This window comes from Parapedobacter sp., assembly GCF_035556095.1.
In the GTDB taxonomy this organism is placed as follows: domain Bacteria; phylum Bacteroidota; class Bacteroidia; order Sphingobacteriales; family Sphingobacteriaceae; genus Parapedobacter.
On the sequence record NZ_DATMFT010000005.1, the window covers coordinates 211,270 to 228,955 of the forward strand.

Consider the following 17,686-nt stretch of genomic DNA (forward strand, 5'->3'; position numbering starts at 1 on the left):
TAGGAAGCACGTATACATACCGGCGCTTTCTTATTATAATTGACGTTATGTTAAATAGATAAATAGGGCCTCCCTCTTATCGATTACGGATTGTATTTAGCTGCAGGTATATGTATCAAGACTTTGACATAATTTCAATGAATTTGGGATTTGCCGTTATAAATTCATAAAAAATAACGACTTTAATTAAATTTTCGTTAAATTCGCCTGCTTCTTACAAATTATATTACATTAGTATGCCAAACTACTTAGAATCGTTCGTCGATTATGTTACTGTGCGCAACCCGAATCAACCGGAATTTCTTCAAGCCGTCAAGGAGGTTGCCGAAGACGTTATACCTTATATTGAAAACCACGCTAGCGATTTGATTGCGTGTAAGCTTTTCGAACGGATTACGGAGCCTGAACGGACCGTTTCCTTCCGCGTAGTATGGCTGGACGACTCAAACACCGTGCAAATAAACCGCGGTTACCGTGTCCAAATGAACAGTGCCCTAGGGCCTTATAAGGGCGGATTGCGTTTCTCCCCTACCGTTAATCTCAGTGTATTGAAGTTCCTCGCATTTGAGCAAACATTTAAAAATAGCCTTACTGGTCTCCCACTAGGGGCTGGAAAAGGCGGTGCCGATTTCGATCCGCGGGATAAATCAGACAGTGAAATTATGCGCTTCTGCCAAAGCTTCATGACCGAACTTTATCGCCACATCGGAGCAGATACGGATGTGCCAGCGGGAGATATCGGCGTTGGGGAGCGGGAAATTGGCTACCTGTTCGGGCAGTATAAGCGGATTCGGAATAATTTCACCGGGGTTTTGACCGGCAAAGGCCCTGCTTGGGGTGGAAGTTTCATTCGGCCGGAGGCAACGGGTTTCGGCTTGCTTTATTTTGTTGAGCGCATGCTCTATGAAACACAAGACTCGCTTAAAGGCAAAACGGTAGCGATATCTGGTGCGGGCAATGTGGCTTACTATGCTGCGCTCAAAGCGATATCGCTTGGTGCCAAAGTAATCACCATCTCCAACAGCAACGGCACCATTTATGATGAACATGGTTTCTCCCAAGAAAAATTGGATTATGTGAATTCACTTAAACGTAACCTTAAGGAATACACAAACCGCTTTCCTGCAGAATATCACCCTGACAAAAAACCGTGGCAGTTTGCTTGTGATATTGCGCTACCTTGCGCTACACAGAATGAACTTGATGAGCAGGACGTCAAACAACTGCTGAAAGGAGGTTGTATGTGTATTGCAGAAGGTGCGAATATGCCCTGTACAGAGCTTGCCGTAAAAGCGATAATGAAGGCCAAGATTCTTTTCGCACCTGGTAAAGCAGCAAATGCCGGTGGTGTTGCTGTGTCTGGCCTTGAGATGTCGCAAAACCGGATTGGACAGCAATGGGCTTTCGATAAAGTGGATAGCAAACTCAAAAAAATCATGCAGGAAATCCACGATACTTGCGTACATTATGGAAAGGACAAAAACGGCGTAATCAACTATATGAGGGGTGCCAACATTGGGGGCTTCGTTAAAGTGGCCACAGCGATGAAAGCCCAAGGGTATGTCTAGAAACCGCATATGCGAACCATAGCTGAACTTCCCCACCCTGACTTCAAGATCACATTCTTTGCAATGAACCAAAAGTTCATTATCAAATTTGAGCAGGGTACACTCGAACAAATTTATAAGATCGCCGAGGCCGATGTGACCGATGGGATCGACGGGTTATTCCAGCTCGTCGACGCGGAGTTCACCAAATCGGTCTCGGCGCGTTTCGACGAGATGCGGAAGTGCTTTGTGGAGGCTTACAAAAGACATGAATACTAAGCCATCAACTCCTCAACGACGTTAGGGACGCCTACCGTCGCTTGTTGGTCAATGTAATTGGCTGCCCTTGCGATGGGGAGTTGGGAGGCGTGCGGATCTATCACATAAATTTTTGTTTGAGCGGGCACCTCTTCCACGAGGCCTGCAGCGGGGTAAACCTGTAGCGATGTTCCAACGATAAGGAAAACCGAGGCTTGCCGGCAAATCCGTATCGCCTCGCCCATGGCTGGAACGGGTTCGCCAAACCATACGACATGCGGCCGCAATGGACTGCCTAGTTCGCAGCGCTCCCCCATCGCGATCTCACTTCCTGTGATGGGATAGGTAAGCGTAGGGTTAATGTTCGATTGTGATTTCGTAATCAGGCCGTGTAGATGCACGACACCGGTCGACCCAGCACGCTCATGCAGGTCGTCGATATTCTGCGTAATGATTGTCACTGGTTTCGTCCGTTGAAGCGCTGCCAACGCAAGGTGTGCGGCATTAGGCTGGGCAGCCAGTACCGATTTCCGACGCACGTTATAAAATGCCTGGACTTGAGCCGGATTGCGTTGCCATGCTTCCGGCGTTGCGACGTCTTCCACACGATATCCTTCCCACAATCCATCATCGCCCCTGAACGTCTTGAGACCGCTCTCCGCCGAAATGCCAGCCCCCGTAAATACAACGATGTGTTCCATGGGCGCAAAATAAGCAATTTTTAGCCGATCTACCGGGCGATTCCGATATGAATGGATTACCTTTGGACCGATGATCGAACTATATACAGACGGCGCATCAAGCGGCAATCCGGGCCCAGGTGGCTATGGTACCATTCTGCGATCGGGGCCCCACTATAAGGAGCTGTCCGAAGGGTTCCGTAAGACAACAAACAATCGAATGGAATTGATGGCCGTAATCAAAGGCCTAGAAGCACTTAAAAAGCCAAATCAGCACGTCACCGTCTATTCAGACTCGAAGTATGTTGTTGACGCTGTAGAAAAAGGTTGGGTACACGGATGGGTACGAAAAGGGTTTGCTGGCAAGAAAAACCGTGATCTTTGGATGCGTTTTCTGACCGCTTACAAATTGCATAACGTCCGGTTCATTTGGGTAAAAGGACATGCGGGCCATCCGGAAAATGAGCGCTGCGACCGCTTAGCCGTGCAAGCCGCTCAGGATGCTGTACATTGGAAAATCGATAGCGCTTTCGAAATGGGAAATGCCTGATAAAATACCTATTTTGGTGTATTGTCGTTACATTGGTTTTTTGCGATGTTTGTAACATACTAATAATAAGTTTTTTATCAGAATCGGATTATGAAAAGTACAACCATTCAAAAGAAAAGTAGATTGAATCTTATTCCCGTAGAGTTGGCACAGCAGATGGTCAATGCGTACGAGAAACAGCGGGGTGCGCCCGCAGCAAGGAAACGGAGCAAAGAGTTGGGTAAGAAAGTGGAGGAGCCTCGTTCATTTTGGGTGAGTAAAGAGGCGCTCCTCGAGTTATTGAAAATCAACAAGGCCGATGGGGTACGCTTTTACTATGCCATCGCTGACGATTACCCGGGGTTTAAATTAAAGAAGCCCGAATATAAAAAAGCACATACCGCTGTTATGGTCGCTACGCGCTCGGCCGATCCTGAAAATCCAACGATGGAGAATAGCGTGGATTGCCTGGATATACCGAAAGATGCAATACCGGCAACGCGCAAAGGGAAATTAGGCCCGGTAGTCCTTAACATGGCTCCGTCAAGAGCAGGGCTGCCAGCTGACGAGTTGGATTTGTGCCCTCCCCCATCGCCCAAAGGCCAATTACTATGATGACAGCCCGACCCGATACTCACCCAATAGGGGGAATTTAAGCTAAGGCCGAAATATCAGCCTATGAATAGTATTACCATCGTATTATTGGCTTTAGTTCTATTGGGTGCAGTAATTGGGTTTTACCACCGGCATAATCTCGGTCTGCCGGTATTGAAACTGTTTCCTTATTTCCTGCTATTCCAATTTCTTTACCAGCTGTTTGCATCCCTGTATTCCTTTGTTTTTACAGATCTCTCGTCCAACCACTTTATCTTCAATTTGGCGCTACCGATGAACATTCTGTATTTCGGGGCATTGTTTCATGGGGTAGTTCAGCACCCCCTGAAACGGAAAGTGATTATTGTAGGTACGGTATTGAACCTATTGTTTTTCTTTATTGATTTGATATTTATCCAAGATATCTCATTTTTAATGACCTATCCCCGGACGACGATGTCGGTGTCTTTGGTTGTTTTTGCTCTACTCTATTTTCACGATCTCGTTAAATCCGATCGTCAATACGACATCAATCCGGTCAGAAATGCGACATTCTGGATTGTTACTGGGATATTCTTCTTTTACCTGAGCAGTACGCTTACTATTATTTTTTGGACTTACTTTGTGGTCAACGACGTATATTTCGGCTCGGTGATGTTACGGGTATTTGCATTCATATTATATTCCATGTATATTGCTGGTATAGTACTACATAAACCACCTAGAGAGGCTGACTAACCGATCTATGAAATATTGAATCGTGGGAGACTCGATAGAAACAACGAACATCGAAATAGCAATCGCTATCTTATTTGGCAGCCTGATGCTGGCACTGATCGGTGTGTTTATGTTCCTCATGGTCATTATTTACCAAAAGCGTAAAATAAAGGCTATCAGAGAACAACAGCTATTGATTGCCCAGTATGAGCAAGCGGTACTGAAGGCCAAGGTGGAAATACGGGAGGAAACGCTTAAATATGTCGGGCAAGAGCTTCATGATAATGTGGGGCAGGTGCTTTCATTAATCAAACTTTATCTTTCCAGTCCGACCACGCAGCGCAAGGCAGACGTGACGCAGTTAATTGACCAGGCCATCAAAGATATTCGGCTATTGTCTCACGACCTCAATATCAATCGGGTGGAACAGTATTCGCTCAGCGATTTCATTGAGCAAGAGCTCAATAAAGTCCACAAAGCGGGCATCGTTAAAATATCATTCAAAAATGAAGGGTTTTGCGAACCGGCGTCTGTCCATGGCCGATTGATGATTAGCCGGATATTTCAAGAATGCATCAACAATATTTTAAAACATGCGGATGCTAAACATATAATTGTTAAGTTAGTAGCGGAGGAAGGCGCCTGTGCCTTGTCGATTACCGATGACGGCGTAGGGTTCGAATCAGATTCAACGCGGATTGGGTCTGGGCTTATCAATATATATGACAGGGTTAAGCTCATCGGAGCGTCCATCGAAATTATGTCTTCACCTGGGCATGGGACCAGTGTTTTATTGCACATCCCACGGTAATAGTTGCTACAGCAAAACGAATAGAGACTAACCAATGATAAGGATTGCCATAGCGGATGACCATAAGTTGATGTCGGAGGGTATCGCTTCCATTTTGCAGTCGGATGCAGAATTGTCGGTTGTGAAAATTTGCAACAACGGCAGGGAACTTATTGAGTACCTCCGGACCGATGCGGTTGATCTGGTGTTAGTGGATCTGAATATGCCGATACTTAACGGCCCAGACACCATTCGCATTATCAAAAACAATCAAATACCCTGTAAGGTCGTTGTATTAAGCATGTATGCCGACGAAAACATCTATGCGAAATGCCGCGAGCTAGATATCAACGGATATCTACACAAGGACTCGGATGCACAGCACCTCATTGACACCATAAAATGCATCCATAACGGCAGAAACCATTACGATTACGACCATGCTTCGGCAGCAGCCGGGCCTAGTAAGCTTTTTGACGACAAATTCGTGAACAAATTCAAACTTTCCCCGCGCGAATTGGAAATCATTACATTGGTAAGCAACGGACTTACCAATAACGAAATCGCAGACAAGCTTTTTTTGTCCGTACACACCGTGATGACTCACCGAAAAAACATCCTCCACAAATTGCAAGTGCGCAATACGGCTGAGATGCTTTCATTACTCAATAGTTAAACGTGGATGTTTTCCCGGCTATAACAGGTCGCTGTATACGTACCTTATTTCTTGGCGGAGGTTATACCGTGAGGCCATTACTTCACCGTAGGCGCCTGCTGTGCGTATGGCGATAAGATCACCCCGAAAGGTTGTCGGAAGAGGGACTTCCTTTCCAAAACAATCGCTACTTTCGCATATGGGGCCCACTACGTCATAGTGGACAACGTCGTCCCTATCCCCATCCGCCTGCGCTGTAAGGTTCTCTATTCGGTGATACGCTTGATACAGTGCTGGACGCATAAGTTCCGTCATTCCCGCATCGATGATAAGAAAATTTTTCTTGATGCCATTTTTCACATATAGCACGCGAGAAACCAAGCTACCACATTGTGACACCAAAGCTCGGCCAAGTTCGAAATGAACTTCCTGGCCAGGTTTCCGCTCCAAGAACTCGTCAAAAACCGAAAAATAAGCCTTGAAATCGGGTATCGATTGCGCATCCGGTTCGTGATAGTCCACGCCCAAGCCGCCACCCACGTTGAGCACCTTTATCCGGAAACCGCGCTCGTCAAACCAGTTGTTCAATTCATTGACCTTCACGCATAGACTCTTAAATACATTAAGATCCGTGATCTGTGAGCCTACATGGAAATGGATCCCTACCAATTCAATGTGCAGACATCGTCTTAACGTTTCTATGGCTTCCGTCAATTCCCAATGGGCAATACCAAATTTATTTTCATCCAAGCCGGTTGTGATATACTGGTGGGTGTGTGCGTCCACATTGGGATTGATACGAAGGGCTACCCTGGCTTTTTTTCCATCTGCAGCCGCAAGTGCGTCGATTACTTCCAGCTCCTGTATCGATTCGACATTGAAAGCAAAGATGTCCTTGCTCAATGCAAAAGTAATTTCCTTGTCCGATTTACCCACGCCGGCAAACACAATTTTACCGGGGTCGAATCCCGTTTCAATGGCTTTACGCACTTCATTTCCGCTTACGCAGTCCGCCCCGAATCCCATCGCCCGTACGCACTCCAATAAGCGGTCGTTGAAATTCGCTTTCAGGGCATAATGCACATGGAAACCCATGGGGTCTGCCGCTTGGCGGGCCGCATCCAACGTCCGTTCGAGCAGCGCGATGTCATAGTAATAGAAAGGCGTTTCCTGCGGAGTAAATGCGTTGACGCGGTCAGGTTCAAACATGATATCGGTCATTTACTTTGTTAATTAGAAAAGCCTATTATGCAGTGATCGAAGGGATTCGACCTTGTGTGCTGTTTGCAATAATAAGGAAATGTTGTAATCGCTACCACCATATGAAATCATCCGTACGGGAATATGCTTCACCGCATCCAATACACGCGATGCATAGCCGTGGGTATCCCAACCGAAGTCACCCACCACACAGATAATTGTTTGATCACGATCGATTTCTACGGTACCGAAATCACGGAGCTCCTGCTCGATTTCATGAAGGTATTTCGTATCGTCTATGGTCAAAGAAACTGCCACTTCAGATGTCGTGATCATATCTATTGGTGTTTTGTAACGTTCGAACACCTCAAAAACCCGCCGTAGAAAGCCGTAAGCCAATAGCATTCGCGATGAGTGTATACGAATGGCAGTGATACCATCTTTCGCGGCAATGGACCGCACGATACCTTTGGCAGCACCGTCCTTGCTGATTAGCGTACCGGGCGCGTTGGGCGCCATCGTATTGAGTATCCGCACCGGCACGTTAAATCGCTGTGCCGGGAAAACACTTTGCGGATGGAGAATCTTCGCACCAAAATACGCTAACTCAGCTGCTTCATCAAAGCTGAGGTGGGCAATGGGCTCAGTACCTTTCACGATGCGAGGATCGTTGTTGTGCATACCATCGATATCCGTCCATATCTGTATTTCATCGGCACCGATGGCTGCCCCGATGAGCGATGCCGTGTAATCGCTTCCACCCCTTCGAAGGTTATCGATTTCACCGAAGGAATTCCGACAGATATACCCTTGGGTGATAAAGAAGTTATGATCACTAGATTGAAGTAACAATTCATTCAGCTGCTCACGGAGAAAGTCAATTTTCGGCTCATTATCCTCATCTATCTTCATAAAATCCAAGGCGGGCAATAGTTTTGACCTTATACCCAGCTCTGTCAAATGGAAATGGAATAACGTGGTCGAAATCAGCTCTCCTTGGGCGAGGATGATTTTTTCTTCAACAGGTGTAAACAGTTGATTTGAAAAGGAGGCAATCAAGTTGAAATGGTAGTCGATCAACTCTTGGCCATTCCGAATCCCCTCTTCTGATGTGAAAAGCTCCGAAAGCAGCTTATTGTAATTATCGTACAGCGCGCTGATGAGTTCCGCCGCCTTGTCTTTGTCTCCGGCCGTGTAGGCCTGTGAGATTTCCACTAATGCATTGGTCGTACCAGCCACGGCCGATAATACGATGATTTGACGGTTTTGAGGATTGATGATATCTAGCAATCCTTTAATACGATCCGCGCTCCCTACGGATGTTCCCCCGAATTTTAGTACTTTCATCGATGGTATGATTTGAATTACCCCAATCCGTGTTCGGTACTACTATACCGACAGTCGGTGAGCAGTGCCCCCTAGGAATCGGATAAACATGCCTTGAATTTATTTTTGGAGGTGATCGATGATCAACTGCGCTAGCTCTGATCCAATCCGCTCCTGTGCCTCTCCTGTTGCTGCACCAATATGCGGTGTAAGTGAGATTTTCGGGTGGTTAAGCAACTCTTTACGCGGCGTAGGCTCGTTGTCATACACGTCCAGACCCGCAAACGCAACCTTACCGCTGTCGAGCGCTTCAAGAAGTGCGAGCTCTTCAATTACGCCACCCCGCGAGGCGTTTACCAGTCCCACTCCGGTTTTCAGCAAGTCAAACTCAGCCCTTCCAATAATCGGTTTGTCTGTAAAAGGAACGTGGATTGAGATGAAATCAGCCTGTCGAAGTAATTCTTCGGTTGGTACCTGGCGGATGGGCACATCAACCGTTATTCCTCCTGAAAGCTCCAATGGCAGGCTTGTTGGTGCTTCAAATAAGTCGCTTATAATCACATCCATTCCCAAACCTAGGCCTACTTTCGCCGTTTCGCGGCCAATCCGTCCAAAACCGATTATTCCCAACGTTTTCCCACGCAGCTCTACACCTTTGGCATACGCTTTTTTGAGCGCACCGAAATTCGTATCACCCTCTACAGGCATTTTCCGTTGTGAATCGTAAAGGAAGCGAACCCCTCCCAACAAGTGAGCAAACACCAACTCCGCAACGGATAGTGAAGATGCCGCTGGCGTATTCACCACCGCTATGCCTTTGGAGCGTGCGTACGCTACGTCGATGTTGTCCATCCCTACCCCACCCCGGCCGATTAACTTCAAGTTCGGGCATCCATCGATCAGCTCCTTACGTACTTTGGTGGCGCTGCGTACCGTAATCGCGTCGTATGCGGGAAGCTTTTCCGCGAGTTCTTCTTGGGGTATATGGGTTGTGTCTACTGTAAATCCTGCGTCTTCGAGCATTTTCCTGCCCAAAGGATCTATACCATCATTAGCTAATATCTTCATGTTCTGGTTATCTATTTATTTTTCTCTTCAAATTCCTGCATGGTATCTACCAATGCATTCACACCCGTAATACTCAGCGCATTGTAAATCGAAGCGCGGAAGCCACCGACGCTCCGATGCCCTTTTAGGCCGACCAGACCGCGTTCTTTTGCCAATTCCAGGAAGGTGCTTTCGTGTGCTTTGTCTTCGGTTACAAATGTGACATTCATCCTGGATCGGTCTGCTACTTGAGCGGTTCCTCTAAACAGGGGGTTCCGATCAATTTCGTCATACAGCGTACGCGCCTTAATGATATTTTCCTGTTCGATGACCGATACTCCGCCTTTTTTCTTCAGCCAACGGAGATTCAGCATAGCCACGTAGATGGAAAATACCGGTGGCGTATTATACATGGATTGTGCGTTGATATGTGATTGATAGTCAAAAATAGTAGGCAATGTCCGGCCGGTTTTTCCCAACAACTCCTCTTTGACGATTACCACCGCTGCACCAGCCGGCCCTACATTTTTCTGTAAGCCTGCGTAAATAAGGCCATGGTCCGCCACGTTGATCTTACGGCTCAAGATGTCGGATGACATATCGGACACCAGCGGTACATTGGTCTTAGGAGCTTCGAAGACTTCCGTTCCGAAAATTGTATTGTTACTCGTATAGTGCAGGTATGCCACATCAGACGGCACCTCGTAGTTCTTGGGTACGTAGTTATAATTCGCGTCTGCGGAAGATGCCACGACCTCTACATTGCCTATTTTCTTCGCTTCCTTGACCGCTTTGCTCGACCACGTACCCGTGTCGAGATAGGCTGCTTTTCCCCCTTCGGGAAGTAGGTTCATGGGTACCATTGCAAACTGTGTACTAGCCCCTCCCTGAAGGAAAACGACTGCGTACCCCTGCGGTACCGAAAGCAGCTCACGCATCAATTGCTCGGTTTCAATCATCACAGCTTCAAATTCTTTGCTGCGGTGCGATATTTCCAAGATCGACAATCCGGTATCATTAAAATTCAATACGGCTTGGGAGGCTTCCTGAAAAACTTCTTGGGGCAATATGCACGGCCCCGCTCCAAAATTATGCTTCATGTTATTTGATCTGAGAGGTGTATTCTTTTAATTTGCCGCAAAAATAAGAATTATTTATTGAAATTCATTCAACAATTCTCATACTACGTTGCGAATAATTCAATGATAAACGAATGTTGTTAAATCAACAACAACGTTCTCCATGCTTTCACTACTTCACCGTCGTCGAGCAGTGCTGCTGCCTTCCGGTGCAAGTGGATCTGAAGCGTGGCCTTGTCGCCGATAAAAGCATCCAGCATTTCCCGGATTTCAGGGTCTCCCCGCAGCACATCTACCTCATCTTCTGAGGGAAGTCTGTCAACATTCCCCAATTGCCCCAAGTGATTGCCGGTGAGCACCGGCGATAAGCGGATATGCTGCGGCAGTTGGTCAACACCCATTCCGCGGTTCCGCAAGGGTTTGGCCACTTCAAACAGGTTGGCAACTGTAACACGGCAATACCAATTGCCACCGAGTCGGGCCACCAGATCGAGTGCTGCCTGATCCATCTGCCCTTCTTCATCCAGTAGCGCGTCATGCACATGCATCCGCATCACCTCAGCCAGTACCAGGTTCCCGGCACCGGGTACCTCGGACAATTCAATGACCTGACGTACCCGGCATTCCAATTGCACGGGCGACTCACTCACACGTGGGGGTGTTATCAGTTCGGACGCAAGCGGGGTGAATCCCGATTTAGCGAATTCATCTACTTCTCTCGGGTATTCGGTACTCGCAAGCGACTGCTGGTACACCATAGCGTAGTTGACAATATTGATCACAACTTCGGGTACCTCCGCAATATTCTCGAGTGTGTGTTTTGTACTGCCGTCTCGCATGCGGCGCAGCGGAGAAAACACGCAGATAGGCGGACGATGCGACATGAGGTTGAAATAACTAAAGGGGCTCAGATTCACCTTACCGGATTTGTTAACAGTGCTTGCAAAACAAATAGGTCGCGGTGCGATGGCCCATTTGAGCAGGCTGTCAAACTGCGGGTGGGTATGTGGATCGATGGTTTTCGTCATTTTACACTGCCAGCATTATCGGGTTCAATCAGAGAATAACCTCATTCAATTCCGTATTTATCCATTTTGTTATATAGGGTTTTCCGATCGATATTGAGCATTTGCGCGGCCTTGCTTTTGTTGTATTTGGCCTTCTGGAGCACATCCATAATCAGTTTTCGCTCGTGTGCTTCGCTATGCAGCCGCAGGTCGGGGTTATCGTCTGATGGTGTCGGTGTGGTATTCTCCGCTGATCTTTTTATCGCATACACCATTTCTTCGGGTAAGGCAACCGCTTCGGCTTTCGTGTCGGGCGAAAGCAATACCATGCGCTTGATCACATTCTTAAGCTCCCGCAAGTTGCCCGGCCAGTCATATGCATTGAAAATATCCTTTACGTCGTCAGCCAGCTCCGACACGTTCCTACCCAGTTCCTCATTGGCTTTCCTGACGAAGAAATCGACGAACTGTTGGAAATCCCCCCGCCGATCGCGAAGTGCGGGCACGATGATTTCAAACTCATTGATTCGGTGGTAAAGGTCTTCCCTAAATTTACCCGAACCTAACAGATCTTCATTCGTCGCAGCAATAACGCGCACATCTACGTTAATGGTCTTATTCGCCCCTACGGGTTGTATAACCTGTTCCTGCAACGCGCGCAACAATTTCACCTGCACGTCATATGAAAGGTTACCGATTTCGTCGAGAAATAAGGTACCCCCTGTCGCCTCCTCAAACTGGCCGGTTTTGTCGTTCAGCGCACCGGTAAATGAGCCCTTTACGTGTCCGAAAAGCTCACTCGATGCCAGTTCTTTAGATAACGTACCGCAGTCGATAGAAACAAACGGTTTGCCTGCCCGTTTGCTCTTCCGGTGAATAGTCCGCGCCACATACTCCTTCCCTGTCCCGCTTTCACCCCGTATCAAAACCGACATATCCGTAGGCGCTACCAACGCAATATATTCGTGGAGCTTGCGCGCGGCAGTACTTGCTCCTTCCACGAAGTCCAGGCCCGGCGAGACGTCCACATTGGTTTTGCGTGCCTGCGATGCCACGTTAGCCTTACCTTCCGACTTCCCTTCTAATGCTTCATTAACAACCATCAGCAGCTCATCGGGGTTTACGGGTTTAGTGATGTAGTCGAACACGCCTTGACGTATGGCGTTAACCGCTGTGCGGACGTCGTTGAAACTGGTCATGATGACCGAAGGAATTACCTTATTCTGGGCACGGAGCGCATCCAATACTTCCAATCCTATGCCGTCACCTAACCGGTAATCCAACAATATCAACTGGAATTCATGGGCCTTGAGTGCTTCAATGCCACTTTTTACACTATATTTCACCACTACGTCGAACCCCTTTTTTTTCAAAAAGTTTTCCAGTATCGTGGCAAATGTGGTATCGTCTTCCACCAAAAGAATATTGGCCATGTCAAGCGATTAAAGTGTTTAGTATCTGTTATTAGTATATCGAACGGTCAAAAACCTATTTTATTTTGTCGATGATAGCCGAGGCGAATTCGCTTGTTTTCAACAATTTTCCATCAGTCATCTGATTGAAAAAATCAATTGTCACCGTCTTATTCAATATCGTATGTTGCAAAGCAGCCACAATCAACATGGCGGCTTCGTCCCAGCCAATATATTCGAGGAGCATCACCCCGCTTAAAATCACAGACGATGGGTTCATGCTGTCGGTATCCGCAAAGCGCGGTGCGGTACCGTGCGTGGCTTCGAAAACCGCATGCCCAGTCTGGTAGTTAATGTTCGCGCCCGGTGCTATCCCAATGCCACCCACAATTGCCGCCAGCGCATCCGATATGTAATCACCGTTCAGGTTCAATGTGGCAATGACCGAATAATCCTTGGGGTTCAACAGTATCTGTTGCAGAAAATTATCGGCAATCACATCCTTGATGATGATTTTACCAGCCGTTTGCGCAGCAGCCATCTCCTCGTTTGCCGCGGCTTCACTATCTGCGGTCTTCTTCCGCTCCCATTGCTGCCATGTGTATGTGGCTTCAGCAAATTCGGTCTCGGCCAGTTCATATCCCCAACTCTTAAATGCTCCTTCCGTATACTTCATGATGTTTCCCTTGTGCACCAGGGTTACCGATGGCAATCCATGCCGGATGGCGTGTTCGATAGCTGCCCTGATTAACCGTTTCGAACCATATTCGGAAACGGTCTTGATGCCAATGGCGGTATCTTCCGTAAAATCAAAATCCACTGCCATTTCACGTTCAAGGAAGGTTTTAAGGCGTTGCCCTTCGGGAGATTCGGCTGGAAATTCGATGCCCGTATATATATCTTCGGTGTTTTCCCTGAAAACGACCATTTCTACTTGCTCGGGGTGTTTTACCGGTGAAGGCACGCCCTCAAACCAACGGGTTGGCCGTTGGCATACATATAGGTCGAGTGCCTTGCGTATGGCTACATTGAGCGAGCGTATGCCACCGCCTATGGGCGTGGTCAACGGTCCTTTTATACCGACCAGGTGCTCCTTAAAGGCGGCTAATGTTTCCGCTGGCAGCCATTCGCCCGTTTGTTGGAATGCTTTTTCACCCGCTAGCACCTCTTTCCAGTCAATCTTCCGTTTTCCACCGTACGCTTTCTCCACCGCGGCGTCAAATACCCGTACGGAAGCACGCCATATATCGGGACCAATGCCGTCGCCAATGATGAAGGGGATGGTCACCTGGTCCGGAACGGCGAGTGTGCCATCGTGCAGCTTTGTGATGTGGATTGTAGCCATAAATCAATGTTGTTTTTCTTTATTAAAGATATTGCCTATACCTCTGCCAATGCGTTGGAAAATCGGTGCGGCGGCGACATCCTCATATTCATCGAGCGAATATGCCGCTCGTCTACTTGGAAACACCAGTACCCGGTTTTGCTCGGCATATACTTTTCCAAGCTTTTTCGCGATCCCGTCAAACGAGTGTCGGTACGAGACCTCTCCCTGCCGTGCGGATATGAATACAACAAGATCATTGTCCTTTACAAAATTACGCAGTGTCACCAGGTCATCCCATTCACTATGTTCGGAAAACAGTACCCGCGTACTACTCTTATTCTGTTCCATATATGCCGAAATGGCATCTTTTGTGCGCCCATTGCACACATAAAGGATGGGTATAGTTAACTCCTGAGACAAACGCAACACTTTATTCATACAAAAGTCGAATCCGAGCTCGGACTCTGCCAGTGGTGGACAGAAAACAATAATCCGCTTCTGCAAGACAAGCGGTTTGTCTACGTGGCACATGAACAAGTTCGTATCGGTCTGGTTGAGTATGCTTTCGGTCTTTTCCCCTACCATTTTCTCAATAATCCCGGGCCGGCTGGGCCACCCCAAAAGAATACCGTCTGCTGCCACTTCGCGTGCCGCACGGCTAATTCCGCTGGCAATATTGTAATCGATAGTGGCCATCATATTTACCTCAGTTTCACTTCCAGACGCATATTTGGCCGTCGAATCCAAGTTCTTACGTGCCCGCTTCAGGTTTTGCTCGGCCATTTCGTTGTTGGGCACCACCGTCAATACGGTAATCGGATGTGGAGAATGTTTGCTCTTGATCAGTGTTGCAAAATCCAACAGCGACTCCATATTGTTCAGGTTGGCAATGGGCAGCATCAACTGCTCCTCGCGGGCCGTGTTCTTCTCGCTCGGCATTTCGTCCTGTTCGCCTGCAAGCACTACTTTTTTGGAAGCCGCTTCGGTGGCCAACGTTGCGACAATACAGGTAACGAGGATCAAAACGATTGTTCCGTTGAGCACATTCTCGTCAATGATTTCATACCGATAACCAACCATAATCACGGCAAGCGTAGCTGCGGCATGAGCCCCGCTGAGTCCAAAGATGACCTGCCGTTGTGCAGACGAGTAACCATATATTAACTGGGTGAACCATGCTGCCGCCCACTTGCTAAAAATCGCAACCACCGTCAACGTGCCGGCGATGATAAGCGCTGCAGGTCCATTGAGCAACACACTCACGTCTACAATCATACCTACGCTAATCAGGAAGAAGGGAATGAAGATGGCATTCCCGATAAATTCGATCCGGTTCATCAATGCTGATGAATGCGGAATCAATTTATTGAGCGCTAAACCAGCCACGAACGCACCAATGATGTGTTCTAAACCGGCGAGTTCGGCCAAAAAGGCTGCGAAAAAAACAACGGTAAGCACAAAAATGTAGTGTGCCGTTTTTTCGCCCTCCACTTTTTGGAAGAACCACTTGGCAATCCGTGGAACGACACCCAGCATGATGGAAAGGAAAATGGCGAACGAGATGCCAAGCGTTACCCAAAATTCCTGGTTCAGCTGCCCTTGCGAGGCCCCGATAATCACGGCCAATATAATCAATACAGCTGTGTCAGTGAGAATGGTTCCCCCTATCGTGATAGCCACAGCTTCATTCTTGGATATCCCATAGCTATTTACCACCGGGTATGACACCAACGTATGCGTGGCAAACATACTTGATATCATGGCACTGGCCAAAACGTCATAACCCAGTATATAATAACATACAGGATAGCCAATGGCTATTGGAATGACGAACGTTAAAAAACCAAATGCTACACTTTTATGGCGGGTTTTCCGGAATTCATTCATGTCCAGTTCCAATCCGGCAATAAACATGATATACAGTAAACCGATGGTGGAAAACAGGTCTACTGCTGAACTTTGTTCCAACAAGTTTAGGCCGTGCGGGCCTATAGCCACCCCGGATAAAATAAGACCGATGATGCCCGGGATTTTAATCCGGCGTAGTAAGATGGGAGACAGTAGGATAATGAAAAGGATGAGTGCGAAGATGAGCACGGGATTCGATAACGGTATATCAAATGCATGACCCAGCTTGTCCGATATGTTTCCAGCCATAGAGTGATTTTAAAGGTGTCCGATTTCATGTATCATCAAACAGCCTCAAAGATAACAAAATTAGCGGTTTAGTCCGGGTCGCCGATCGTTTATTGAAATTGTATCGCCCTGATTGGGCTAATACGGCCGATCAAATAGGAAGGGATAAGTAAGGCCGCTAACGCGATTCCTGCCATCCCGGTATTGAGTAAAATAACTTCGAAAAAGCTAATATCCAATGGAATGTAAGAAACATAGTAAGACGCTTCGTCCAACTTGAAATAATGGGTTTGCCGTTGAAACCAATAGAGTCCATAGCCCAAAGCATTGCCGATTAGCAACCCCAGTCCAATAAGATATACCGACTGGTACAAAAACACGTTCCGGATGCCACCGTCGGTATAGCCAAGCGCTTTTAATATGCCGATCATCGAGGTACGTTCCAGAATAATGATGAGTAATGCCGATACCATATTTACCACAGCAACTATGACCATCAAAATCAATATGATGACGGTATTTACATCCAGCAAATCCAACCATTGAAAAATCTCGGGGAGTTGATCTCGCACACTGATAGCATCAATCGAGACAGGTAGTTGCGCCCCGACAGCCTCGACAATCTTTTCCAGCTTGTTGAAGTCATCGATTGCTACTTCGTAGCCGCCGACAGCACCGTCTTGCCAGTCGTTAAGTCGTCTAACAAGCGACAACGCTCCGATGACGTAGGTATTGTCTAGTTCCTCCACACCGGTATGGAAAATACCGGCTATTTGGAATTTACGCGGCCGCGGCCGGCCTTCCTGCTGTACAAAGTACATGATGAAATCGTCGCCCACCGCGAGCCGTAGCCGATTCGCCGTATACTGCGACAACAAAATCTGGCCGATCGCCTTCGTGCTATCAGCAAAGTCGATGGGATGGCCGTCGACGAGCGTAGCTGCAAGGAACTGTTGATTGTAGCTGCTGTCAATCCCCTTAAACAATACGCCTTCTACCTCGTTGTTTACGTTGATAATACCAGCCTTGGTGGCAAAATGACGTACATCGGCGACGCCTGGTATCTCCCGCAGGTCGCTGATCTCGGCCGGCCTTAGTTCAATCGGTTCGGGTTCATAAGATTCGTTAAGGTCGTAATTGCTCAGGGTAATATCGCCGAAAAAGCCCCGTTGCTTGGCTGTTACCTCGCCTTTAAAGCCTTTCAGCACCGCTATCGAAAGCATCATCGCAGCAATGCCCAATGCGATAGCACCCACTGCCACGCGAACAATCAGGCCGGAAAACGTCCGTTTTCCGTCAATTGCAATCCGCTTCGCTAAAAAATATGGGAAATTCAAGCCGCCCGATATAATTTGTACCTTTGCAAAGGTAAGGTACCAGAT

General features: G+C 47.6%; 17 protein-coding genes. 7 read left to right on the top strand and 10 right to left on the bottom strand.

The annotated features are described in order from the left end of the window. Positions 1-236: 236 nt before the first annotated feature. Complete coding sequence (gdhA, locus tag VNQ80_RS02905) at positions 237-1,568, top strand: NADP-specific glutamate dehydrogenase (protein WP_325635948.1); 1,332 nt, start codon at positions 237-239, stop codon at positions 1,566-1,568. A gap of 9 nt (positions 1,569-1,577) precedes the next feature. Then, positions 1,578-1,826, top strand: a complete 249-nt coding sequence (locus VNQ80_RS02910) for a hypothetical protein (RefSeq protein WP_325635949.1) — start codon at positions 1,578-1,580, stop codon at positions 1,824-1,826. Here VNQ80_RS02910 and VNQ80_RS02915 read toward each other — a convergent pair. Further along, positions 1,823-2,506 carry an SIR2 family NAD-dependent protein deacylase gene (locus tag VNQ80_RS02915; protein ID WP_325635950.1) on the bottom strand — a complete coding sequence of 228 codons (684 nt, stop codon included), beginning with the start codon at positions 2,504-2,506 and terminating at the stop codon, positions 1,823-1,825. The two genes, VNQ80_RS02910 and VNQ80_RS02915, sit on opposite strands and share 4 nt — an antisense overlap. 70 nt (positions 2,507-2,576) lie before the next feature. On the opposite strand from VNQ80_RS02915, the gene rnhA reads away from it, so the two are divergent. The 5 genes from rnhA (at position 2,577) to VNQ80_RS02940 (ending at position 5,791) form a co-directional block, all read left to right on the top strand. Next, positions 2,577-3,035, top strand: a complete 459-nt coding sequence (gene rnhA / locus VNQ80_RS02920) for a ribonuclease HI (protein ID WP_325635951.1) — start codon at positions 2,577-2,579, stop codon at positions 3,033-3,035. 90 nt (positions 3,036-3,125) lie between these two features. Further along, entirely contained in the window at positions 3,126-3,629 is a 504-nt protein-coding gene (locus tag VNQ80_RS02925) for a hypothetical protein (RefSeq protein WP_325635952.1), read from the top strand. A 63-nt stretch (positions 3,630-3,692) separates the two neighbouring features. Continuing rightward, complete coding sequence (locus VNQ80_RS02930; RefSeq protein ID WP_325635953.1) at positions 3,693-4,346, top strand: hypothetical protein; 654 nt, start codon at positions 3,693-3,695, stop codon at positions 4,344-4,346. A gap of 22 nt (positions 4,347-4,368) precedes the next feature. Then, the gene (locus tag VNQ80_RS02935; protein WP_325635954.1) at positions 4,369-5,136 is read left to right on the top strand and encodes a sensor histidine kinase; all 768 of its coding nucleotides are present in this window, start codon (positions 4,369-4,371) and stop codon (positions 5,134-5,136) included. A 34-nt stretch (positions 5,137-5,170) separates the two neighbouring features. Beyond that, positions 5,171-5,791 (top strand): response regulator transcription factor, encoded by a 621-nt coding sequence (locus VNQ80_RS02940; RefSeq protein WP_325635955.1) that lies wholly within the window; start codon positions 5,171-5,173, stop codon positions 5,789-5,791. An 18-nt stretch (positions 5,792-5,809) separates the two neighbouring features. Here the strand turns inward: VNQ80_RS02940 and lysA are convergent, their stop codons facing one another. The 9 genes from lysA to VNQ80_RS02985 form a co-directional block, all read right to left on the bottom strand. Beyond that, positions 5,810-6,979 carry a diaminopimelate decarboxylase gene (gene lysA, locus VNQ80_RS02945; RefSeq protein ID WP_325636052.1) on the bottom strand — a complete coding sequence of 390 codons (1,170 nt, stop codon included), beginning with the start codon at positions 6,977-6,979 and terminating at the stop codon, positions 5,810-5,812. A gap of 24 nt (positions 6,980-7,003) precedes the next feature. Continuing rightward, on the bottom strand, positions 7,004-8,317 hold the full coding sequence (locus VNQ80_RS02950; protein WP_325635956.1) for an aspartate kinase: 1,314 nt from the start codon (positions 8,315-8,317) through the stop codon (positions 7,004-7,006). Positions 8,318-8,416: 99 nt separating this feature from the next. Beyond that, positions 8,417-9,364 (bottom strand): D-2-hydroxyacid dehydrogenase, encoded by a 948-nt coding sequence (locus tag VNQ80_RS02955; protein ID WP_325635957.1) that lies wholly within the window; start codon positions 9,362-9,364, stop codon positions 8,417-8,419. Between the two features lie 11 nt (positions 9,365-9,375). Then, a complete protein-coding gene (gene serC / locus VNQ80_RS02960) occupies positions 9,376-10,443 on the bottom strand; it encodes a 3-phosphoserine/phosphohydroxythreonine transaminase (RefSeq protein ID WP_325635958.1) in 1,068 nt (355 codons plus the stop codon). A 119-nt stretch (positions 10,444-10,562) separates the two neighbouring features. After that, entirely contained in the window at positions 10,563-11,450 is an 888-nt protein-coding gene (locus VNQ80_RS02965; protein ID WP_325635959.1) for a flavin reductase family protein, read from the bottom strand. Positions 11,451-11,491: 41 nt separating this feature from the next. Then, positions 11,492-12,862, bottom strand: a complete 1,371-nt coding sequence (locus VNQ80_RS02970) for a sigma-54 dependent transcriptional regulator (protein WP_325635960.1) — start codon at positions 12,860-12,862, stop codon at positions 11,492-11,494. 55 nt (positions 12,863-12,917) lie between these two features. Then, a complete protein-coding gene (gene icd / locus VNQ80_RS02975) occupies positions 12,918-14,186 on the bottom strand; it encodes an NADP-dependent isocitrate dehydrogenase (protein WP_325635961.1) in 1,269 nt (422 codons plus the stop codon). A 3-nt stretch (positions 14,187-14,189) separates the two neighbouring features. Continuing rightward, positions 14,190-16,325 (bottom strand): cation:proton antiporter, encoded by a 2,136-nt coding sequence (locus tag VNQ80_RS02980; protein ID WP_325635962.1) that lies wholly within the window; start codon positions 16,323-16,325, stop codon positions 14,190-14,192. Between the two features lie 89 nt (positions 16,326-16,414). Next, complete coding sequence (locus VNQ80_RS02985) at positions 16,415-17,641, bottom strand: ABC transporter permease (RefSeq protein WP_325635963.1); 1,227 nt, start codon at positions 17,639-17,641, stop codon at positions 16,415-16,417. Between the last annotated feature and the right edge of the window lie 45 nt (positions 17,642-17,686).